Genomic DNA, 22,155 nt, shown 5'->3' with positions numbered 1-22,155 from the left:
CGTTCTCCGTCGGCAGGGCACGGTGACGCCGGAGCAACTCCCTCCGGGCACCGGGGAATTCGCGACCGTCAATGCCTCAGGTGTTTGCGCAGCGAGGAGTGCACGCGGCCGCCGACCCGGTCGAGCAGATCCTCGATCAGCCTGCCCCGCTTGGGTTTTGCCTCGATGTTGCCGAGGACGGCCAGTCCGTCCACGTAGACCACGGGCGCGTCCGGATCGCCCGAATCGAGCGTGTCCACCTCGAAGTTGCCGAGGACGCCGCCGCCGCTGCCCCTGAGCGACACGTTCTCCGGGACGCGGATCTCCACGTTGCCGAAGACCGAGACGGCCTTGATGACGACCTGCTGGTGCTCGAAGACGGCCTCGCTGAGGTCTATCTCCACACTGCCGAAGACCGCGTACGCGTGCGTGCGGCGGCCCACGCGCCAGCGGCCCCTGCGCACGGCGGCGCTGAACACCGCCACCACGTTCTCGTCGGCGACCGGCGGGACCGTGCCGGGGGCGGGGCGGTTCGGCGCCGGGCTGAAGGCCGCCCCCGAGCGCCGCTGGTGGGCACCCGGCAGGTCGCCGACGAGCGGCTCCAGCTCGCCCACGGTCTTCGCGCGGAAGACCTCCTCGACCCGCTCGGCGTGCTCGTCCGCGGTGAGGCGGCCCTCGGCCAGGGCCTCGCGCAGGATGTCCGCGGTCCGGTCGCGGTCGGCGTCGGAGGCCCGCAGCTCGGTGTGCTTGCGAAGGCCGGGTTCGCTGTGCTTCTGAAGGTCCACGGCAGCAGAGTACCCAAACGCGATAGATCGCGACTACCCCTCGTCCGCGCCCTGTGGAAAACCCGCCGCGCCCGCGTCCGGAAACCGAACTGAGCCTTACCTCACAGACCCGCTCACCGGACCAGGTCCTACGCTGGTGGACGCTGCCAATGGAGGCCAGCCGCTGTCTGTCGAGTGAGGAATGGGCGAGATGCCTGAGTTCGCGTACACCGATCTGCTCCCCCAGGGAGAGGACACCACTCCGTACCGGCTGGTGACCTCCGAGGGCGTCTCCACCTTCGAGGCCGACGGGCGGACGTTCCTCAAGGTCGAGCCGGAGGCGCTGCGCAAGCTCGCCGCCGAGGCGATCCACGACATCCAGCACTATCTGCGGCCGGCCCACCTCGCGCAGCTCCGCCGGATCATCGACGACCCCGAGGCGTCGAACAACGACAAGTTCGTGGCGCTGGACCTGCTGAAGAACGCGAACATCGCGGCCGCCGGCGTCCTCCCCATGTGCCAGGACACCGGCACCGCGATCGTCATGGGCAAGCGCGGGCAGAACGTGCTCACCGAGGGCGGCGACGAGGCGGCCCTGAGCCGGGGCATCTACGACGCCTACCTGAACCTCAACCTGCGGTACTCGCAGATGGCCCCGCTGACCATGTGGGACGAGAAGAACACGGGCTCGAACCTGCCGGCGCAGATCGAGCTGTACGCGACCGACGGCGGCGCCTACAAGTTCCTGTTCATGGCGAAGGGCGGCGGCTCCGCCAACAAGTCGTTCCTCTACCAGGAGACCAAGGCGGTCCTCAACGAGGGCTCCATGATGAAGTTCCTGGAGGAGAAGATCCGCTCCCTCGGGACGGCCGCCTGTCCTCCGTACCACCTGGCGATCGTCGTCGGCGGCACCAGCGCCGAGTACGCCCTGAAGACCGCGAAGTACGCCTCCGCGCACTACCTGGACGAGATCCCCTCCGAGGGTTCGGAACTCGGCCACGGCTTCCGGGACAAGGAGCTGGAGGAGAAGGTCTTCGAGCTGACCCAGAGGATCGGCATCGGCGCGCAGTTCGGCGGCAAGTACTTCTGCCACGACGTGCGCGTGGTGCGGCTGCCCCGCCACGGCGCGTCCTGCCCGGTCGCGATCGCCGTGTCCTGCTCGGCCGACCGCCAGGCCGTCGCGAAGATCACCGCCGAGGGCGTCTTCCTGGAGCAGTTGGAGACCGACCCGGCGCGTTTCCTGCCGGAGACCACGGACGAGCACCTCGACGAGTCCGCCGACGTCGTCCGGATCGACCTGAACCAGCCGATGGACGCGATCCTCGCCGAGCTGACCAAGTACCCCGTGAAGACCCGGCTGTCGCTCACCGGCCCGCTCGTCGTGGCACGCGACATCGCGCACGCCAAGATCAAGGAGCGGCTGGACGCGGGCGAGGGGATGCCGCAGTACCTGAAGGACCACCCCGTGTACTACGCGGGCCCCGCGAAGACGCCCGAGGGGTACGCGTCGGGCTCGTTCGGACCGACCACGGCCGGGCGCATGGACTCCTACGTGGAGCAGTTCCAGGCGGCGGGCGGCTCCAAGGTGATGCTGGCCAAGGGCAACCGCTCGCAGCAGGTCACGGACGCGTGCGGGGCGCACGGCGGCTTCTACCTCGGCTCGATCGGCGGCCCCGCGGCCCGTCTCGCCCAGGACTGCATCAAGAAGGTCGAGGTCGTCGAGTACGAGGAGCTCGGCATGGAGGCCGTCTGGAGGATCGAGGTCGAGGACTTCCCGGCGTTCGTCGTGGTCGACGACAAGGGCAACGACTTCTTCAAGGACCCCGCCCCGGCTCCGACCTTCACGTCCATCCCGGTGCGGGGCCCCGGGCTCGGCCTCGGCTGAGCCGCGTCCCGCCGGTTCGCACGCCCGCCCCCCCCGCCCGTTCCCGGCCGGCACGCCCGGCCGGGAATGGGCGGGGGCGGCGGGGACGCTGTACCGGTCATGAGCGACTACCGCATCGAGCACGACTCCATGGGCGAGGTCCGGGTCCCCGCGGACGCGAAGTGGCGGGCCCAGACCCAGCGCGCCGTCGAGAACTTCCCGGTCTCCGGGCAGCGGATCGAGCGCGCCCACATCGAGGCGCTCGCCCGCGTCAAGGCGGCCGCGGCCACGGTCAACGCCCGGCTCGGCGTGCTCGACGAGGACGTGGCGCGGGCCATCGAGGACGCGGCGGCCGAGGTCGCGGAGGGGCGGTGGGACGCCCACTTCCCCGTGGACGTCTTCCAGACCGGGTCCGGGACCTCGTCCAACATGAACGCCAACGAGGTCATCGCGACGCTGGCCACGGAGCGGCTCGGCAGGGACGTCCACCCCAACGACCACGTGAACGCCTCCCAGTCGTCCAACGACGTGTTCCCGTCGAGCATCCACATCGCGGCCACCGCCGCCGTCACCCGCGACCTGATCCCCGCGCTGGAGCACCTGGCCGCCTCGCTGGAGCGCAAGTCGCGGGAGTTCGCCGACGTCGTGAAGTCCGGCCGGACCCACCTCATGGACGCGACGCCGGTCACGCTGGGCCAGGAGTTCGGCGGCTACGCGGCACAGGTGCGCCACGGAGTGGAGCGGCTGCGGTCCTCGCTGCCGAGGCTGGCCGAGCTGCCGCTGGGCGGCACGGCGGTCGGGACCGGCATCAACACCCCGCCCGGGTTCTCGGCGGCCGTGATCGCGGAGGTCGCGCGGGCGACCGGGCTGCCGCTCACCGAGGCGCGCGACCACTTCGAGGCCCAGGGCGCGCGGGACGGGATCGTCGAGACCAGCGGGCAGCTCAGGACCGTCGCCGTGGGACTGACCAAGATCGCCAACGATCTGCGGTGGATGGCGTCCGGACCCCGCACAGGATTGGCCGAAATCAATCTGCCGGACCTCCAGCCGGGTTCGTCGATCATGCCGGGCAAGGTGAATCCGGTCATTCCCGAGGCCGTGCTGATGGTGGCCGCCCAGGTGACCGGGAACGACACCACGATCGCGGTCGCCGGGGCGTCCGGCTCCTTCGAGCTCAACGTGATGCTGCCGGTCATCGGGAAGAACGTCCTGGAGTCCGTGCGCCTGCTCGCGAACGTCTCGCGGCTGCTCGCGGACCGCACGGTGGACGGGATCACGGCGAACCGCGAGCGCGCGCGGGAGTACGCGGAGTCCTCCCCCGCGGTGGTGACCCCCCTGAACAAGTACCTCGGGTACGAGGCGGCCGCGAAGGTCGCCAAGAAGGCCCTCGCCGAACGCAAGACGATCCGCCAGGTCGTCCTGGAGTCCGGCCACGTGGACCGCGGCGACCTGACCGCGGAGCAGTTGGACGAGGCGCTGGATGTCCTGCGGATGACGCGCCCGTGACGTGATCAGGCCATCGGGCGCACCGTGGCACGTACCGCAGCGTCCGGTGCCGAGGGCACCTAATATCTCTCCATGGCAGAGGGTGGAGCGGTGAGACGGGTGGAAGCGGGCGGGCCGGCGGCGTACTGGAACCCCGGGAGCCAGGTCCTGTGGCGCTACCGGGAGAACGCCGGAGAGCGCTTCCACATCGTGCGTCCCGTGACCGTCGTGCGGGACGACGCCGAGGTGCTCGCCGTGTGGATGGCCCCCGGGACGGAGTGCGTGAAACCGGTCCTCGCCGACGGCACGCCCGTGCACGTGGAGCCGCTGGAGTCCCGCTACACCAAGCCGCGGTCGGTGGTGCGGGACCGCTGGTTCGGCACGGGCGTGCTGAAGCTGGCCCGGCCCGGCGAGCCGTGGTCGGTGTGGCTGTTCTGGGAGCCCGGCTGGCGGTTCAAGAACTGGTACGTCAACTTGGAGGAACCGCTGGCCAGATGGTCCGGCGGGGTCGACTCGGAGGACCACTTCCTCGACATCACGGTCTCTCCCGACCGGACTTGGGACTGGCGCGACGAGGACGAGTTCGCGCAGGCCCAGCGGGACGGCCTGATGGACGCCGGGCTCGCCGCCCGGGTGCGGGAGGCGGGCCGGGCGGCGGTGGAGGTGATCACCGCCTGGGGGGCGCCGTTCTCGGACGGCTGGCAGCACTGGCGCCCCGATCCGTCCTGGTCGGTACCCTCACTGCCGGACGACTGGGATCGTACGCCCGCGCACGTGTCCACATGAGACCCTTGATGCGCCCCCGTGGTAGAACCGTAGGATCGTCCTCCGCAACGAACAGTCAGGGCCGGTGCGCAGCACCGACGTTGGGGAGCGGTGGTCGGGTGGCGGGTGGGCGCGACGGGGCAACTCCCGGGGCGCACGCCGGGCTTGACCGAACGTCACCGAGGGGCGGCAGGACGTGATCGAGGGGTACGAGGGCCGCATCGCGGTCTGGAGACGTCCGGACGGGCCGTTCCCGCCGGTGCCCAACGGGCCCTCTTCTGAGAGGCTGTCTGACCACGCGGGGATTCCGTTCCTGGGGCACGCATTCCGGGTATCGGGTTTTCTGCGGGACGAACTGCACGCACGGCGCGCAGCACCGGACGGATGGATTCGACACGCGTGACGGAGCACCCCACCTCACACGAGCGCCGCCAGCCAAGCGCTGCCCGGCCCACCGCCCCCGCGGATCCCCGCGGGGCGCTGCTGCGTACCCCGGAGCCGGGGCCGCAGGGCTCCCCCGGCTTACCGGCACAGGGCCGGCCAGCCGAGGCGCCCGCCTCGTCCGGCGCCGCCGGGCCGCCGGCCGACGGGCAGCCCCCCAAGGGCACCCGTACGGCCGCCACCGGGACGCCCGCGCCCACGGGCGGCCAGGGCCCGTCCGCCCCGCCGGGGGGCCGCGGTCCGGACGCCTCGGGGTCCGAGCACTCCCAGCCGTCGGCGGCGCAGCCCGACCAGCACCGCCCTCGCCCGGCGCCCGAGGGCATCCCGGTCCAGTCCGGCGGGGAGACCTCCGCCGCCCAGAGCGGCAAGGAGCGGCGCAAGGGCATGGGACCCGCACCCGGCACACCCATGCCCATGCGCCGTGACGGCGACCGGCTGCGCTTCGTGGGGGCAGCCACCCGGCGGATCGCCCGCGGCATCGACCTCGACGAGATCGTGATGGGCCTGTGCCGGGCCACCGTGCCGACCTTCTCGGACGCGATCCTCGTCTATCTGCGCGATCCGCTGCCCGTCGGCGACGAGCGCCCCACGGGGCCCGTCGTCCTGCGGCTGCGGCGCACCGACCGGATCCCGGAGGACCGGGACACCGAGGGCTTCCTGCTGCCCGCGCTCCAGCCCGAGCCGGACCTCGGGATCACCGCGGAGCTGTGCACGGTGCGGCCCGGCGGCGCGCTCAACGAGGTGCTGCGGGGCGTACGGCCCGTGTTCGCGGACGCGCCCGCCGCGCGTGCCGCGCTGCCCGAGCTGATCGGCGACGAGCTGACCGTGCCGGGCGGGCAGCGGGCGATCCTCGCCCCGCTGCGCGGCCGCAGGCGGGTGATCGGGGCCGCGCTGTTCCTGCGCCGCCCCGACCGGCCGGCCTTCGAGGCCGACGACCTGCTGGTGGCGGCCCAGCTCGCCACGTACAGCGCGCTCGGCATCGACAAGGCCGTGCTGTACGGGCGCGAGGCGTACATCGCCGACGAACTCCAGCGCACGATGCTGCCCGAGACCCTGCCGCGGCCGACCGGTGTCCGGCTGGCGTCCCGCTACCTCCCGGCGGCCGAGACGGCCCGGGTGGGAGGCGACTGGTACGACGCGATCCCGCTGCCGGGCAGCCGGGTGGCCCTCGTGGTGGGTGACGTCATGGGCCACTCCATGACCTCGGCCGCGATCATGGGCCAGCTGCGCACGACGGCGCAGACCCTGGCCGGGCTGGACCTGCCTCCGCAGGAGGTGCTGCACCACCTCGACGAGCAGGCGCAGCGGCTGGGCACCGACCGCATGGCGACCTGCCTCTACGCGGTGTACGACCCGGTCTCGCACCGGATCACCATCGCCAACGCGGGCCATCCGCCGCCCGTCCTGCTGCACCTGGGCGGCCGGGCCGAGGTGCTGCGGGTGCCGCCGGGCGCCCCGATCGGTGTGGGCGGAGTGGACTTCGAGGCGGTCGAGCTGGACGCGCCGGCCGGGGCCACGCTGCTGCTGTACACCGACGGCCTGGTCGAGTCGCGGCTGCGCGACGTGTGGACCGGGATAGAGCAGTTGCGGGAGAAGCTCGCCGCGACCGCGCAGCTCACCGGCGCGGACCATCCGCCGCCGCTGGAGGCGCTCTGCGACGAGGTGCTGGACATGCTCGGTCCTGGCGACCGGGACGACGACATCGCGCTGCTCGCGGCCCGCTTCGACGGGATCGCGCCCAGTGACGTGGCGTTCTGGCATCTGGACCCGGAGGACTCCGCCCCGGGCAAGGCCCGTCGACTGGCCCGCAAGGCGCTCGCACGCTGGGACATGGAGGACCTCACGGACTCCGTGGAACTGCTGGTCAGCGAGGTCGTGACGAACGCCGTGCGCTACGCGTCACGCCCTGTCACCCTGCGGTTGCTCCGTACGGACGTGCTGCGTTGCGAGGTGGGCGACGACGTGCCGCAGCTGCCGCGGCTGCGGCAGGCGCGGGCCACCGACGAGGGCGGCCGGGGCCTGTATCTGGTGAACAGGCTGGCCAGGCGGTGGGGTGCGACCCGGTTGAGCACGGGAAAGGTGGTCTGGTTCGAGTTGAACCGGAACTGAGGGGTACCCGTCGGGCGCACCCCGGGGCCGCTCCCCGGACCCGTACCGGCCTTGGACCGCGTCCAAATGTTGCCGACACGGTGTCGGCGGAGTTGACTGCTGGGGTGATCGAAGCGACCTGACCACTCTCTTCTCGACGGGAGGACGCTCGTGACGCAGGAACCCCAGAAGGCTCCGTACACCACGAACAACGTCGGAATTCCGGTGGAGAGCGACGAACACTCGCTCACCGTCGGCCCCGACGGCCCGATCCTGCTCCAGGACCACTACCTCATCGAGAAGATGGCGCAGTTCAACCGGGAGCGGGTGCCCGAGCGGGTGGTGCACGCCAAGGGCAGTGGCGCGTACGGATTCTTCGAAGTCACCAACGACGTGAGCCAGTTCACCAGGGCCGACCTGTTCCAGCCGGGCAGGCGGACCGAGATGCTGGCCCGCTTCTCCACCGTGGCGGGCGAGCAGGGCTCGCCGGACACCTGGCGCGACCCCCGCGGTTTCGCGCTCAAGTTCTACACCGAGCACGGCAATTACGACATGGTGGGCAACAACACCCCGGTCTTCTTCGTCCGTGACACCATCAAGTTCCAGGACTTCATCCGCTCCCAGAAGCGCCACCCGGCGACGGGGCTGCGCGACCACGACATGCAGTGGGACTTCTGGACGCTCTCCCCCGAGTCGGCGCACCAGGTGACCTGGCTGATGGGCGACCGGGGCATCCCGAAGACGTACCGCCACATGAACGGCTACTCGTCGCACACCTACATGTGGATCAACGGCGCCGGTGAGCGGTTCTGGGTGAAGTACCACTTCAAGACCGACCAGGGCATCGACTTCCTGACCCAGGCCGAGGCCGACGAGCTGGCGGGTTCGGACCCCGACAGGCACCGCCGGGACCTGTACGGGTCGATCGAGTCGGGGAACGCTCCGAGCTGGACGCTGAAGGTCCAGATCATGCCCTTCGAGGACGCGGCGGACTACCGCTTCAACCCCTTCGACCTGACCAAGGTCTGGCCGCACGCGGACTACCCGCTGATCGACGTGGGGCGGATGACCCTCGACCGGAACCCCGAGGACTACTTCGTCCACATCGAGCAGGCGGCCTTCGAGCCGTCCAACCTCGTGCCGGGCATCGGGCCCTCGCCGGACAAGATGCTGCTGGGCCGGCTGTTCTCGTACCCCGACACGCACCGGTACCGGATCGGGCCGAACTACGCGCAGCTGCCGCCCAACCGGCCGCACTCGCCGGTGAGTTCGTACGCCAAGGACGGTCCGATGCGCTACGAGCCGTCGAACACGGCCCGCCCCTACGCGCCCAACTCCTACGGCGGCCCGGCGGCGGACTACGACGGCCGGTTCGGGGACCCGGCGAGCTGGCGGACGGCCGGTGAGCTGGTGCGCGAGGCGTACAAGCCGCACCGCGAGGACGACGACTGGGGCCAGGCGGGCACGATGGTGCGCCAGGTCTTCGACGACGCGGCCCGCGACCGGCTCGTGTCCAACGTCAGCGGCCATCTGCTGGACGGCGTCTCCCGCCCGGTGCTGGAGCGCGCGTTCCAGTACTGGCGCTCGGTCGACAAGCAGATCGGCGACCGCATCGCCAACGAGGTCGACGGCGACTGACCCGCCGACGTGCGGAGGGCGCCCGGGGCAGTCGCCCCGGGCGCCCTCCGCACGTCATGCCTCCGTCACGGCCTGCCGGATCTCACGGTCCCGCCGTCGGGGAGGTCGACCGGCGGTGACGTGGTCGGATCCGTCGGCTCGTCCGTGGGCTCCTCCGTCGTCGGCTCCTCGGTGGGCTCCTCGGTGGGCTCCTCGGTCGGCTCCTCCGTCGTCGGCGGGGCGCTGGTCGTCGGCTCCTCGGTGGGCTCCTCGGTCGGCTCCTGCGTCTCGCTGCGGCTCGGCCGCACGGTCGGCTGGACGGCCGCGCCCTGGTCGGTCTCCAGGTCGAACTTGTCGACGGCGCCCATCGCGCCGAAGGTGTACGTCGCCCATATCTGGGCCGGGTAGCCACCGCCGTTGATGCGGCCCTTGCCCGGGATGAGTCCCGTGGCGCCGGACAGGGACACCTGCTTGTGCGGGGGCTTGTCGTCCTCGCCGAACAGGCCGACCGAGGTCACCAGGTCCGGCGTGTAGCCGGTGAACCAGGCGGACCGGTTCTCGTCGGACGTACCCGTCTTGCCGGCGACCTGCTGGCCGTCGCGGGCCGGGTTGTCGCGCACGGAGGTCCTGGCCGTACCGTCGTCGACCACGCCGGTCAGCACCGAGGTGACCGTGTCGGCGGCCTCGCGGCTGATGACCTGCTCACCGACCGGGTCGGGGAACTTCACCGGGCGGTCCTTGTGGTCGGCCGACTTCACGAGGGCCGGGGTGACCTTCTTCCCGTGGTTGTCGAGGGTCGCGTAGACGCCGGCCATCTCCAGCGGGCTCGCGCCCATGGTGCCCAGGGTCTGGGCCGGCACCGACTTGACCCCCTCGACGTCCATGCCGAGTTCGCCGGCGGTCTTCATGACCTGGTCCATGCCGACGTCGACGCCCATCTGGGCGAAGACGGAGTTGATGGACTTGTTCATGGCCGTCTGCACGGTGACGTCGCCGTAGTCGACCTGGTCCTCGTTGGGCGGCGAGAAGCCGACCTTGCGTCCGTCATCGACGACGGGCCGGCGGCTCGTGCCGTCGTAGATCGTGTTCGCGGTGATCGGGTCGTCGTCCTGCGTCACCGCGTTCCGGTCGACGGCCGCGGCCAGGATCAGCGGCTTGAACGTGGACGCGGGCTGGTAGTCGCGGCGCGTCGCGTTGTTGGTGAAGTGCTTGACGTAGTCCACGCCTCCGTACATCGCGACGACCTTGCCGGTCTTCGGGCTGACGGACACCGCTCCGGCCTGCACGTCGGCGTCGACCTTGCGCTTCTTGCCGTCGAGCTTGCTGGTGAGCTTGGCCTTGACGGCCTTCTCCAGCAGTGCCTGCTTCTTCGGGTCGATGTTCAGCGTGATGGTCCAGCCGCCGGCCTTGACCATCGCCTGGGCCTCGTCGATGTCCGCGGCGGCGCCGTCGGCGACGAGCTGCCTCTGGAGCGTGGCGTTGGCGGCCTCCACCAGGTAGCCGGCCTGGCCCTCCAGCCCGGGGGCGCCCTTGGGGTCCTCGGGCACGGGGAACTTCATGCCGTCGCGCTCGGTGGCGTCGAGCCAGTTCTCCTCGACCATGTTGTCCAGGACGTAGTTCCAGCGGTTCTTGACCAGCTTCTTGCTGGTGTCACTGGCGACCGCCCAGTCGTACTGGCTCGGCGCCTGGAGCAGCGCGGCGAGGTACGCGCCCTGCTCGACCTTCAGCCGGTCCGCGTCGACGCCGTAGTACGCCTGCGCGGCGGCCTGGATGCCCCACGCGTTGCGTCCGTAGTAGCTGGTGTTGATGTAGCCCGCGAGGATCTCGTCCTTGGAGTACTGGCGGTCCACCTTGAGCGAGATGACCAGTTCCTTGAGCTTGCGCGTGACCGTCTGGTCCTGGGTCAGGTAGTAGTTCTTGACGTACTGCTGGGTGATCGTCGAACCACCCTGCTTGCCCTTGCCCGAGAGCGTGTTGATCACACCGCGGGTGGTGCCCTTGAGGTCGACGCCGGAGTCCCGGTAGAAGGACTTGTTCTCGGCCGCGACGAAGGTCCGCTGGACCTTCTTGGGGACCTGCGCCAGGTCGACGACCTCGCGGTTGACCTCGCCGTCGCGGGCGAGTGTCGTGCCGTCGCTGTACTTGTAGATGTTGCTCTGTTCCTTGGCGGCGGCGTTGCCCTTGGGAATGTCGATCATCACGTACAGCACGACGAAGGCGCCCAGCCCGAGCAGGCAGAGGCCGAAGAACGTGCCGAGGATCCTCTTCCAGGTGAAGAGCCGGCGTATGAAGCCCTTGCCGTCGGCACCGGACGAGCTCTTCGACTCGGAGCGGTGGCCACCGCGCCGGCGCGCTCGTCTCTCTTCCGCTCTTCCCATGGGTCCGATCCGCTCCGCTTCCGTCTCTCGTGTCTCACAGGTCCATCGCTCGGGTCAGCTCAGCAAACTAACACCGCACCTGGGGACAAAGGTCGGCCGATCCGGCCTTTTCAGGACGTGAGAATCAGCACCCGTCCCACTGGAACCGACGAACCACGCGGGCGGAAGGTTGCCGTGACGAAAAAAGTGATATCACTTGGATAGGTCGGCGCCCCGCATCCGCGCGGTGCGCCACGGCACCACGAAACGGGGGATCACCATGTCCACGCACGACTCTCCGGACATCGCCGACGTACCGCAGATGCCCGCTCCCCGCGTGCGCGAGTTCACCGCGCAGAGCATCGGCGGGGGGCTCGCGCTGCTGCTCGGACTCGTCGGACTGCTGCTGGGCGCGGGGTTGGTCGTCACCGCCACGGCGGTGGGCCCGACCGGCGCCAAGGCCACGCTCGTCGTGGCGGGGGTCCTGATCGGCCTCGCGGCCTTCGTCGCCATGTGCGGCCTCAACACCGTGGCACCGGGCGAGGCCCGGGTGGTCCAGCTCTTCGGGCGCTACCGCGGGACGATCCGCGAGGACGGCCTGCGCTGGGTGAACCCGCTCACCTCCCGTACGAAGATCTCGACGCGGGTCCGCAACCACGAGACGGCCGTCCTGAAGGTCAACGATGCCTACGGCAACCCCATCGAGCTGGCCGCGGTCGTGGTGTGGCGCGTGGAGGACACCGCGCAGGCGACCTTCGAGGTGGACGACTTCCTGGAGTTCGTCGCCACGCAGACCGAGGCCGCGGTGCGCCACATCGCGATCGAGTACCCGTACGACGCCCATGACGAGGAGGGCCTGTCGCTGCGGGGCAACGCGGAGGAGATCACCGAGAAGCTGGCCGTCGAACTGCACGCGCGCGTGGAGGCCGCCGGGGTCGAGATCATCGAGTCGCGCTTCACCCACCTCGCGTACGCGCCCGAGATCGCCTCGGCGATGCTCCAGCGGCAGCAGGCCGGCGCGGTCGTGGCCGCGCGGCGGCAGATCGTGGACGGGGCGGTCGGCATGGTCGAGGCCGCGCTCGCCCGGATCGCCGAGCAGGACATCGTCGAGCTGGACCCCGAACGCAAGGCGGCCATGGTGTCGAACCTGCTCGTGGTGCTGTGCGGCGACCGCGCCCCGCAGCCCGTCCTGAACACGGGGTCCCTCTACCAGTGACCCCTTCTCCCGAGGGGGCTTCCCCCCAGCGGCGGCCGCGGCAGCAGCGCAAGCAGGTGCTGCTGCGGCTCGACCCGCTCGTGTACGAGGCCCTGGCGCGCTGGGCGGGCGACGAACTGCGCTCGGCCAACGCGCAGATCGAGTTCCTGCTGCGCAGGGCGCTGTCGGAGGCGGGCCGCCTGCCGGGCGGGACGGGCCCGATCCCCCGGCGCGGACGGCCCCCCGCGCCCGGCGAGGAGGAGCCGGAGCCGCCCGCGCGCTAGACGGCCCGGCCTGTGTCGCAGAACCGTGACAATGCCGCCCGACCTGCGCCTTCGTACCCTCGGCGGTCGGGTCTACACCGTGCGTATACACGGGGTGTATACGCCGTGTGTAGAGTGCTCCGCATGTCCATCGGTCACACACTCCTAGGGCTCCTGGAGTCCGGGCCCCGCCACGGCTACGACCTCAAGCGGGCCTTCGACGCGAAGTTCGGTCACGACCGGCCGCTCCACTACGGCCAGGTCTACTCGACGATGTCCCGGCTGCTGAAGAACGGCCTCGTGGAGGTCGACGGCATCGAGGCGGGCGACGGCCCCGAGCGCAAGCGGTACGCGATCACCGAGGCCGGCGTCACCGACGTCCAGCAGTGGCTCGCGACACCCGAGAAGCCGGAGCCGTACCTCCAGTCGACCCTCTACACCAAGGTCGTCCTCGCGCTCCTGACGCACCGGGACGCGTCCGGCATCCTCGACACACAGCGCTCGGAGCACCTGCGCATGATGCGCATCCTCACCGACCGCAAGCGCAAGGGCGACCTCGCCGACCAGCTGATCTGCGACCACGCCCTCTTCCACCTCGAGGCGGACCTGCGGTGGCTCGAACTCACCGCCGCCCGCCTCGGCAAGCTCGCCGAGGCGGTGACCCGATGACCCCCGCAGGCTCCCTGCTCGCGGCCCACGACCTGCACAAGGCGTACGGCCCCACCCACGCCCTCGACGGCGCGGGCTTCTCGATCCACCCGGGCGAGATCGTCGCCGTCATGGGACCCTCGGGCTCCGGCAAGTCGACGCTCCTGCACTGCCTCGCCGGCATCGTGACCCCGGACTCGGGCTCGATCACGTACAACGGCCTCGAAATGGCCACGATGAACGACTCCCGGCGCAGCGCGCTGCGCCGCTCGGAGTTCGGGTTCGTCTTCCAGTTCGGCCAGCTCGTGCCCGAGCTGACCTGCGTCGAGAACGTGGCGCTGCCCCTGCGGCTGAACGGCACCTCCCGCAAGGAGGCCGAACGCACCGCGCTGACCTGGATGGAGCGCCTGGAGGTCGACGACCTCGCGGCCAAGCGGCCGGGCGAGGTCTCCGGCGGCCAGGGCCAGCGGGTCGCCGTGGCCCGCTCGCTGGTCACCGGCCCGCGCGTGCTGTTCGCCGACGAGCCGACCGGCGCCCTCGACTCGCTGAACGGCGAGCGCGTGATGGAACTCCTCACGGACGCCGCCCGCTCCACGAACGCCGCCGTCGTCCTCGTCACCCACGAGACCCGGGTGGCCGCGTACTCGGACCGCGAGGTCGTCGTGCGCGACGGACGGTCCCGGGACATGGAGCGCGTCGTATGACCGCTCGCCAGTGGTCGAGAGACCTGGCCATGGGCACCAAGTTCGCGTTCACGGGCGGCCGCGAGGGCTGGATACGCGTCCTGCTGACCGGTGTCGGCGTCGGCCTCGGCGTCGCGCTGCTGCTGCTCACCACCGCGATACCGAGCGCCATGCAGGCCCGGTCCGACCGCGAGTACTCGCGCACCGACCTGCGGATGAGCAGCGAGGTGATCCCGAAGGCCGACAACACCGTGCTCGTCGGCAACGTCGGCAGCGACTTCCGCGGCCAGGACGTCCGCGGGCGCGAGCTGGAGCCCGAGGGCCTGCGCGCCCCCCTGCCGCCGGGGCTGTCGGAGTTCCCGGCGCCCGGCGAGATGTTCGTGTCGCCCGCGCTGCGCAAGCTGCTGGACTCGCCTGACGGGAAGCTGCTGCGCGAGCGCATCCCGTACCGCGACACCGGCACCATCGGCTCGATCGGTCTCATCGGCCCGGCCGAACTCGCCTTCTACGCGGGCACCGACGGGCTCGCCGCACGCATCGGCGACTCCCCGGTGAACCGGCTCGACACGTTCCAGGGGGTGGATGCGCCCTCCGAGGAGATGGACCCGGTCCTGCTCCTGCTGGTCCTCGTCGTCTTCGTCGTGCTGCTGATGCCGGTCGGGGTCTTCATCGCCGCGGCCGTCCGCTTCGGCGGCGAACGCCGCGACCGCCGCCTGGCCGCGCTGCGCCTGGTCGGCGCCGACGGCCGGATGACCCGGCGCATCGCCGCGGGCGAGGCACTGGCCGGGGCCCTCCTCGGCCTGCTCTTCGGCACGGTGTTCTTCCTGCTGGGCCGTCAGATCGCGGGCACGGTCGAACTCTTCGGCATCAGCGTGTTCCCGAGCTATCTCGACCCGACCCCCGCGCTGGCCGCCCTCATCGCCCTCGCGGTCCCGGCGGCCGCCGTCGCGGTGACCCTGTTCGCGCTGCGCGGGGTCGTCATCGAGCCGCTCGGGGTGGTCCGCACGGCCCGGCCGGCCCGCCGCCGGCTGTGGTGGCGCCTGCTCCTGCCGCTGGGCGGGCTCGCCCTGCTCGCCCCGATGATCGGCAAGGGCAGCGAGAACGGCGACTTCAACGCGTACATGGTCACCGGTGGCGTCGTCCTGCTGCTGGTCGGCGTCACCGCGCTGCTGCCGTGGGTGGTGGAGGCGGTGGTGGCCCGGCTGAACTCGGGCCCGGTCTCCTGGCAACTGGCCGTCCGCAGGCTCCAGCTCAGCAGCGGCACCGCCGCCCGCATGGTCAACGGCATCGCCGTGGCCGTGGCCGGCGCGATCGCCATGCAGATGCTGTTCGCCGGGGTGGAGAGCGACTACACCAGGGCCACCGGTCAGGACGTCTCCCGGGCACAGATGGAGGTGACCGTGCCGGCCAGGATTCCGCTCGCGAAGGCGGCGGAGGAACTCGGCGCGACCCCCGGTGTACGGGGCACGACGGCGATCTCCAGCGGCACGCTCGGCGAGCGCCGCACGGATCCCGAGCGCACCGCGACGGTCACCGTCGGCGACTGCGACGCGCTGCGCGAGGTGGCCAGGCTGTCCTCGTGCCGGGACGGTGACGTGTTCGCCGTCCGGCACGCCGAGTACGACACGGACACCGCCCGGCTCGCCAAGGCCCGGACGCTCTATCTCGACCCCGGCTACTCCGACTCCGAGAAGGGCGCGGAGGTGGCGTGGACCGTGCCCCGGGACCTCAGGAAGGCCGACACCCGCGAGGACCCGACCGGCTGGGAGCGCGGCGGCTTCCTGATCACTCCGGGCGCGCTGCCCGCGAAGGCGGCGCCGGCGGTCACGGGCCTGGTCTACCTGCGGCTCGACCCGTCCGCGCCCGACGCGCGCGAGCACGTCCTCAACATCGCGGCGCGCATGGACCCGTACACGCAGCCGATGTTCTACGCGGCCAGCGAGCAGTCCGGACGGTTCACGTCGATCCGCACCGGCCTGTTCGTCGGCGCGGCCTGCGTCCTCGCGCTCATCGGGGCGAGTCTGCTGGTCTCGCAGCTCGAACAGCTCCGCGAGCGCCGCAAGCTCCTGTCGGCGCTGGTGGCCTTCGGCACCCGTCGCCGCACGCTGAGCCTGTCGGTGCTGTGGCAGACCGCGATCCCGGTGGCCCTCGGCCTGCTGCTCGCCTCCGCGGTGGGTCTCACCCTGGGAGCCGTGCTGCTGAAGATGACGGGCACGTCGGTCGCGGTGGACTGGCCGGGCGTCCTGTCGATGGCGGGCATCGGCGCGGCGGTGGTCCTGGCGGTGACGGCGCTCAGCGTGCCGCCCCTGCTGCGGCTGATGCGGCCCGACGGGCTGCGCACGGAGTAGTCCGGGACCGCGGACGTGCGGCGGGCCCCTTCCGGTGGTTGCCGGTGGGGGCCCGCCGCGCGTTCAGAACCGGTACTCCCGCACCACGCGCCGGACCTGGGCGAAGAGCATGCCCGCGTTGACCGACTTGCGGCAGACGACCACCGCGACGATGTCCTGCTGGTCGTTCATCCGCACGAACAGGTGCGTGAGGTTGTCGCTGTTGACCAGGATCTCCTGGAAGAAGTGCTGGTCGCTGGTGATCCCCCGGCGCTCCTTGAAGACGTCCTCGATCATGACGACCGTGCGCCCCTGGAACAGGTCGAGAGTGGCGCCCGCCAGCAGGTCGAGGACCTCGGGCGGATGGTTGTCCACCGTCTCGTACGACAGCAGCATGCCGGTGGACATGTCGACGGCCCCGGCCGCCACGCAGTCCGGGGCGTCGCTGCGCAGGGCCTTGACCATGCCCATGACCTGCTCCGAGAACCCGGAGGCCAATCGCTTCGTCGCCATCCGTCACACCGCCTGGTTCTTGAGGGGTACGGGGACGACGGTCGCGGCCGTTCCCGCCCCGGTGGCCGACACGGCGGGGACCGCGGTGCCGGTGAGGATCGACCCGATACGGGCGATGGTGGGCCTGGTCTGCTCGTGGAGCCGGTTGACGTCGATCCCCTCGTCCCCCACGACGACCATCAGGGCGGAGTCCCCCACCGCGTAGAAGGCGGCGCACCCGTGGCTGCCGTAGGCCACCGTCTGGCGCAGCGGGCCCCGGCCGGTGGCCGCGGTCGCGCGGCGGGCGAGGCCCAGTCCGGCGGCGGCGATCGCGGCGAGGCCCTCCGGGTCGATCATGTCCGCCGTGTCCGCGGCGATGAGCAGTCCGTCGGCGGCGGCCACCGCCGTGTCGGTGATTCCCGTCACCCGCTCCCGCAGGCCTCGCATTTCCATGGCCAAAGCCTCGTGATCCATGTACAGAGCTCCCTGACGTGATCGTGGTCCCCCGCGTGGGTCAGGTGCCGGAGTCCGGCGTCCAGATCCGGTTGCGCAGGCGGAAGAACCCTTTCCAACTCGCCCCGCGTTGCGCGGAGTCGAGACTCTCGGTGATGCCACTGGCTCCCGGCTCGCGGCGCGGGAGTTCGCGGTCGGTCGGCCCGGACGCGGAGTCGGCCCCGAGCGCCTCCGGTGCCGGTTCGGGGGCCGGTGTCGGGTGGAGCGGTACGTACGGAGGGAAGCCCTCGGGCCGCGGGCGGCCGGGCCCGGGTCCGTCCGCCTCCGCGGGCCGGGGCCACGCGGCGTCGGACGAGGGGGAGTACGGCAGCGGGGTGCAGGCCCTCGGGTCCTCGGTCCGCGGGACGTCCCACGGGGAGCCACCGGGCGGTGGGACGTCGTCGTGCGTACCCCCGAACGGGGTGAGTGGGGTCAAGGGGGCGGTGAAGGGGGTGACGTCGAGGGGAGCGGCGTCGAACGTCCAGCCGGGTGACAGGGCGTCGAACGGCGGGGCGTCGGAGTTCAGGACGTCGGGCCGGGCGCCGGGCGGGGTGGCGCCCGGCCAGGTGACCTCGAAGGGCGCCTCCCCCGGACGCCCGTCCTCGGGGGACGGTCCCTCGGGCTGCGCGTCCTCGGCGTGCGGTCCCTCCGGGGACGCCTCCCGCGTCCGCGCGTCCTCGGGAGGGGCGTCCTCGGCCGACGGTTCCCCGGCAGGGGCGTCCTCGGGAGAAGCGTCCTGCGCGTGCGGGTCCTCGGGGTACGCGTCCTCCGCGGGCGCGTCGCCCCGGTACGCGTCGCCCGCGGGCGTGTCGTCGTCCTGCTCGGGATCGGGGCCCGGCGCTTCCCGGTCCGGGGACGCCTTGCCGGGCTCGTGGACGCCGGACTCCTGGACCTCGGGCTCGTGGACGCCGGACTCAGGCACGTCAGGGGGCGGAGAGTCGCCGCGCGCGGTCCCGGACTCCGTCGCGTCGAAGGGCGGGGCGTCTGAAGGCGGGGCGTCGGAGGGCGGGGCGTCGGGCACCGGTCCTGCCGGCGGAGAGCTGTCGGGGGGTGAACCGGACTGCGGAGACGAGCCGTTCGAGGTGCCGTCCGCGTGCGAGTCGGCGGACTCCGTCGCGTCGGACCGCGCCGCACCGGTCGACGGGGGGTCGTCCGGGTCCGAGGCGTCGTCGGGGCTGTCGTCGGACGGGCTGTCGTCGGACGGGCTGTCCCCGGACTCGCTGTCCCCGGACGGGGAACCGTCTCCGGCCGGACGGTCCCCCGAACCGGCGCCCTCCGGCAACCCGTCGCCCGCTCCGTCCCCGGCGCCGGACGGCCCGGCGCCCGTGTCCGCCGCCCGCCGGCCCGCGGCCTCGTCCTCCGGGCCGGGCGTGCCCGGCCGGAGCGGGCGCAGCGGCCCGGTCAGCTGGGTGCGCACCACGGGCGGGCGCTCGGGAGCGCTCTCCTCCGAGCAGTCCAGGAGCCCCTCGCCGAGCATCCGGCCCGTCTCGACCGTGACGGTGTAGAGCGGCCGGCCGGTCCGGAACGCCAGGTCGCGCACGGTGCGCCGGCCGTCCGCGTGCGTCAGCAACTCCCGGCGCAGTACGGGCAGTGCGCCGTCCTGCGGGTCGACTCCCGCCGCGGGGTACGGACGTTCGCGGTCCGGCAGTACCGGGCAGGGCAGCCCGGCGACGGCGGTGAGCTTCCTGGTGGCCTCCTGGAGCAGCCGCAGCGGAGCCTCGCCGACGGCGACCGAAGCGGGCGGGTCGGCCCACGCCGCCAGCGGTTCGCAGCCGTCCACCCGGCCCGCGACGACCGCGAACACCGCGTCCTGGAGCGCCTGCATGCAGATGACCCTGAGCTGGGCGGCTCCCGCGTACTCGTGCGCGACCAGCCCGGCCTGGGGCCACCGGCCGGCCCCCGCCTCGAACAGCAACGCGTCCCACTGCTCCTCGCTGATCCGGCCGGAGCGCAGCAGCAGGGCCTCCGGGCCGGGAGAGCCCGGGCTCTCGGCGGCGACCACGAACCCGTCCCGCAGGTGGAAGACCCCGCCGGGCTTGCCGGACACCTGGAGCACCCCGGTGACCGCGCCCTGGCCGCACTCCGCGAGGGTGCGGGACAGCAGGCCGTACCCGGCCCTGTCGAGAGAGATCCGACTGCCCGACATCACTCCCCTTGCCCTCGTCCGCCCGTCACCTCGTGGCAGCGCACACGCCTGTCGCACGAACGGGTGACGTGTAGCACTGAGGGAGCATGTGTATCAGCGCGGGCACACACGTCTGCGGGAGTCGCACTACATGACGGAAGATGAAATCTCCCGCCGTACCGGTGCCGTGATCCGACGCCCGATTGACCGACTCTGTATGGCAGTTCAGGCTTCCGGGCCCACCACGCGAACCGGCAGGGACGGCAGTACCGCGCGCAGGGCGGACGCGAGTTCCTCGTACTCCGCGCCCCGTGCCGCGCCCGCGCGCATGGCGAGCGCGATGCGCCGGGTGGGCGCCGGTTCCGCGAAGTACCCGGTGAGCAGCTGGTTGCTCCGGGTGGTCTCGACCCTGACGGCCGTGCGCGGCAGCAGGGTCACCCCGAGACCGCCCGCGACGAGCTGGACGAGGGTGGAGAGGCCCGCTGCCGTCGTGGTGACCGGGGCGTCCTCGCGGCCCGCCTCCCGGCAGATGTCGAGGGCCTGGTCCCGCAGGCAGTGCCCCTCGTCCAGCAGCAGCAGCTTGAGTTCGCGCAGTGCGGCGCGCGGGATGCCCTCGCGGCCCCCGAGCGCGTGCCCGAGCGGGGTCACCAGGACGAAGTCCTCGTCGAAGAGCGGTAGTTCGACGACTCCGGGCACCCCGAGCGGCACGGCGAGGAGCAGCAGGTCGAGCCGGCCGGTGGCGAGGCCCTCCAGCAGGTTCGCCGTCTGCTCCTCGTGGACCTGGAGGTCGAGGGCCGGGTAGCGGTCGTGGATCAGCTTCAGGACGGTCGGCAGCAGGTAGGGCGCCACGGTCGGGATCACCCCGAGCCGCAGCACCCCGGTGAACGGGGCCCGCAGCGCCTCCGCCTCCTCCATCAGCGCGCCCACCTCCCCGAGCACCGCCCCGGCGCGGACGGCGAGCCGTTCCCCGGCGGGCGAGAGGAGCACCTTGCGGGTCGTGCGCTCCAGCAGGGTCACGCCGAGGACCTCCTCCAGCGCCGAGACGGCACCGGACAGCGCGGGCTGGCTCATGCCGATGGCGGAGGCGGCGTCCCTGAAGTGCAGGTGCTCGGCGACGGCCGCGAAGGCGCGCAGCTGGGCGAGGCTCGGCTGCCTCTTCTTACTGGGGGCCACTGATAGCCACCTCCGATCAACACGACCGAGTGTAGCTATTTCACGAATCAATACACCCTGTGCCACGATCAAGGTCGTCCAACCCATGGGAAAGTCCCCGAAACCGGGGCTTTCCTCGCTGCAAGGAGAGCGTGTGCTCACTGTTGGTGACAAGTTCCCCCAGTTCGATCTGACCGCCTGCGTCTCGCTGGAGAAGGGCGCGGAGTTCGAGCAGATCAACCACAAGACCTACGAGGGTCAGTGGAAGGTCATCTTCGCGTGGCCCAAGGACTTCACCTTCGTGTGCCCGACCGAGATCGCGGCGTTCGGCAAGCTGAACGACGAGTTCGCCGACCGTGACGCCCAGGTGCTCGGCTTCTCCGGCGACTCCGAGTTCGTGCACCACGCCTGGCGCAAGGACCACGACGACCTGCGGGACCTGCCGTTCCCGATGCTCGCCGACTCGAAGCACGAGCTGATGCGCGACCTGGGCATCGAGGGCGAGGACGGCTTCGCCAAGCGCGCCGTCTTCATCGTGGACCAGAACAACGAGATCCAGTTCTCCATGGTGACCGCCGGTTCCGTCGGCCGTAACCCCAAGGAGGTCCTGCGGGTCCTCGACGCCCTGCAGACCGACGAGCTGTGCCCCTGCAACTGGACCAAGGGCGAGAGCACGCTCGACCCGGTCAAGCTGCTGGCCGGTGAGTGACGATGTCCCTCGACGCCCTGAAGTCCGCGATCCCGGACTACGCCAAGGACCTCCGGCTGAACCTGGGTTCGGTGATCGGCAACTCCGAGCTCCCCGAGCAGCAGCTCTGGGGCACGGTCCTCGCCTGCGCGATCGCCTCGCGCTCGCCCCGCGTCCTGCGTGAGCTGGAGGAGGAGGCCAACGCGAAGCTGTCGCCGGAGGCCTACACGGCGGCCAAGTCCGCCGCGGCCGTCATGGCGATGAACAACGTCTTCTACCGCACGCGCCACCTGCTCTCCGACCCGGAGTACGGGAACCTGCGCGCGGGTCTGCGGATGAACGTGATCGGCAACCCCGGTGTCGACAAGACGGACTTCGAACTGTGGTCGCTCGCCGTCTCCGCGATCAACGGGTGCGGTCAGTGCCTCGACTCGCACGAGCAGGTGCTGCGCAAGGCCGGCGTCGACCGGGAGACCGTGCAGGAGGCGTTCAAGATCGCCTCGGTCATCCAGGCCGTGGGCGTCACGCTCGACGCTGAGGCCGTCCTCGCGCAGTAGCCGCGCCGGGCCACGCACACCGGAGCCCCGTCCACCGTCCGTTCACGGTGGGCGGGGCTCCGGCGTGTACGACGACGCCCCGGCCCGGACGGGGCGGCCCGCCAGGAGCCGTGCGCCGAGGGCGGTTCCGTGCCAACGGCCCGCCACGAGCCGTACGACGGGCCGGTTCCGTA

General features: G+C 71.6%; 18 protein-coding genes. 12 read left to right on the top strand and 6 right to left on the bottom strand.

The window, feature by feature from the left end; genetic code table 11:
• Positions 1–68 precede the first annotated feature (68 nt).
• Positions 69–764 carry a DUF1707 SHOCT-like domain-containing protein gene (locus IE265_RS01560; RefSeq protein WP_190033423.1) on the bottom strand — a complete coding sequence of 232 codons (696 nt, stop codon included), beginning with the start codon at positions 762–764 and terminating at the stop codon, positions 69–71.
• A gap of 181 nt (positions 765–945) precedes the next feature.
• Between IE265_RS01560 and IE265_RS01555 the strand changes: the two genes are divergently transcribed.
• From IE265_RS01555 to IE265_RS01535, 5 genes are all read left to right on the top strand, one after another.
• Complete coding sequence (locus tag IE265_RS01555) at positions 946–2,628, top strand: fumarate hydratase (RefSeq protein ID WP_308434763.1); 1,683 nt, start codon at positions 946–948, stop codon at positions 2,626–2,628.
• A 99-nt stretch (positions 2,629–2,727) separates the two neighbouring features.
• Positions 2,728–4,113: a class II fumarate hydratase gene (locus IE265_RS01550; RefSeq protein ID WP_190033421.1), complete on the top strand. Its 1,386-nt coding sequence runs from the start codon at positions 2,728–2,730 to the stop codon at positions 4,111–4,113.
• 72 nt (positions 4,114–4,185) lie between these two features.
• The gene (gene fomD, locus IE265_RS01545; protein ID WP_190033420.1) at positions 4,186–4,878 is read left to right on the top strand and encodes a cytidylyl-2-hydroxypropylphosphonate hydrolase; all 693 of its coding nucleotides are present in this window, start codon (positions 4,186–4,188) and stop codon (positions 4,876–4,878) included.
• A 363-nt stretch (positions 4,879–5,241) separates the two neighbouring features.
• Positions 5,242–7,407: an ATP-binding SpoIIE family protein phosphatase gene (locus IE265_RS01540; protein ID WP_190033419.1), complete on the top strand. Its 2,166-nt coding sequence runs from the start codon at positions 5,242–5,244 to the stop codon at positions 7,405–7,407.
• 150 nt (positions 7,408–7,557) lie between these two features.
• On the top strand, positions 7,558–9,024 hold the full coding sequence (locus IE265_RS01535) for a catalase (RefSeq protein WP_190033418.1): 1,467 nt from the start codon (positions 7,558–7,560) through the stop codon (positions 9,022–9,024).
• Between the two features lie 65 nt (positions 9,025–9,089).
• On the opposite strand, the gene IE265_RS01530 is transcribed toward IE265_RS01535, so the two are convergent.
• Positions 9,090–11,381 (bottom strand): transglycosylase domain-containing protein, encoded by a 2,292-nt coding sequence (locus IE265_RS01530; RefSeq protein WP_190033417.1) that lies wholly within the window; start codon positions 11,379–11,381, stop codon positions 9,090–9,092.
• Between the two features lie 259 nt (positions 11,382–11,640).
• On the opposite strand from IE265_RS01530, the gene IE265_RS01525 reads away from it, so the two are divergent.
• The 5 genes from IE265_RS01525 (at position 11,641) to IE265_RS01505 (ending at position 16,497) form a co-directional block, all read left to right on the top strand.
• On the top strand, positions 11,641–12,576 hold the full coding sequence (locus tag IE265_RS01525; RefSeq protein WP_190033416.1) for an SPFH domain-containing protein: 936 nt from the start codon (positions 11,641–11,643) through the stop codon (positions 12,574–12,576).
• The gene (locus IE265_RS01520) at positions 12,573–12,839 is read left to right on the top strand and encodes a type II toxin-antitoxin system antitoxin (RefSeq protein WP_190033415.1); all 267 of its coding nucleotides are present in this window, start codon (positions 12,573–12,575) and stop codon (positions 12,837–12,839) included. The genes IE265_RS01525 and IE265_RS01520 overlap by 4 nt, the downstream gene beginning before the upstream one ends.
• A gap of 123 nt (positions 12,840–12,962) precedes the next feature.
• Positions 12,963–13,487 (top strand): PadR family transcriptional regulator, encoded by a 525-nt coding sequence (locus IE265_RS01515; RefSeq protein WP_190033414.1) that lies wholly within the window; start codon positions 12,963–12,965, stop codon positions 13,485–13,487.
• On the top strand, positions 13,484–14,170 hold the full coding sequence (locus IE265_RS01510; RefSeq protein ID WP_190033413.1) for an ABC transporter ATP-binding protein: 687 nt from the start codon (positions 13,484–13,486) through the stop codon (positions 14,168–14,170). Before IE265_RS01515 ends, IE265_RS01510 begins: the two co-directional genes overlap by 4 nt.
• Positions 14,167–16,497: an ABC transporter permease gene (locus tag IE265_RS01505; RefSeq protein WP_190033412.1), complete on the top strand. Its 2,331-nt coding sequence runs from the start codon at positions 14,167–14,169 to the stop codon at positions 16,495–16,497. Before IE265_RS01510 ends, IE265_RS01505 begins: the two co-directional genes overlap by 4 nt.
• Positions 16,498–16,560: 63 nt before the next feature.
• Here IE265_RS01505 and IE265_RS01500 read toward each other — a convergent pair whose 3' ends face one another.
• The 4 genes from IE265_RS01500 to IE265_RS01485 all read right to left on the bottom strand — a co-directional run bounded on the left by IE265_RS01500 (position 16,561) and on the right by IE265_RS01485 (position 20,758).
• Complete coding sequence (locus IE265_RS01500) at positions 16,561–16,989, bottom strand: hypothetical protein (protein WP_190033411.1); 429 nt, start codon at positions 16,987–16,989, stop codon at positions 16,561–16,563.
• Between the two features lie 3 nt (positions 16,990–16,992).
• Complete coding sequence (locus IE265_RS01495; RefSeq protein ID WP_190033410.1) at positions 16,993–17,442, bottom strand: roadblock/LC7 domain-containing protein; 450 nt, start codon at positions 17,440–17,442, stop codon at positions 16,993–16,995.
• 40 nt (positions 17,443–17,482) lie between these two features.
• Positions 17,483–19,606, bottom strand: a complete 2,124-nt coding sequence (locus tag IE265_RS39080) for a hypothetical protein (RefSeq protein WP_308434762.1) — start codon at positions 19,604–19,606, stop codon at positions 17,483–17,485.
• 204 nt (positions 19,607–19,810) lie between these two features.
• Complete coding sequence (locus IE265_RS01485) at positions 19,811–20,758, bottom strand: LysR substrate-binding domain-containing protein (protein WP_229915970.1); 948 nt, start codon at positions 20,756–20,758, stop codon at positions 19,811–19,813.
• 133 nt (positions 20,759–20,891) lie between these two features.
• Here IE265_RS01485 and IE265_RS01480 point away from each other — a divergent pair, with 133 nt between their 5' ends.
• Both IE265_RS01480 and IE265_RS01475 read left to right on the top strand, forming a co-directional pair.
• A complete protein-coding gene (locus IE265_RS01480) occupies positions 20,892–21,446 on the top strand; it encodes a peroxiredoxin (protein WP_190033408.1) in 555 nt (184 codons plus the stop codon).
• A gap of 2 nt (positions 21,447–21,448) precedes the next feature.
• Positions 21,449–21,982 (top strand): alkyl hydroperoxide reductase, encoded by a 534-nt coding sequence (locus IE265_RS01475; RefSeq protein WP_190033407.1) that lies wholly within the window; start codon positions 21,449–21,451, stop codon positions 21,980–21,982.
• The last annotated feature ends 173 nt before the right edge of the window (positions 21,983–22,155 follow it).

It is taken from the genome of Streptomyces fructofermentans (genome assembly GCF_014651055.1).
In the GTDB taxonomy this organism is placed as follows: Bacteria; Actinomycetota; Actinomycetes; order Streptomycetales; family Streptomycetaceae; genus Streptomyces; species Streptomyces fructofermentans.
Note: the sequence above shows the minus strand (reverse complement) of the source record. Positions and strands in the feature narration are given on the sequence as shown.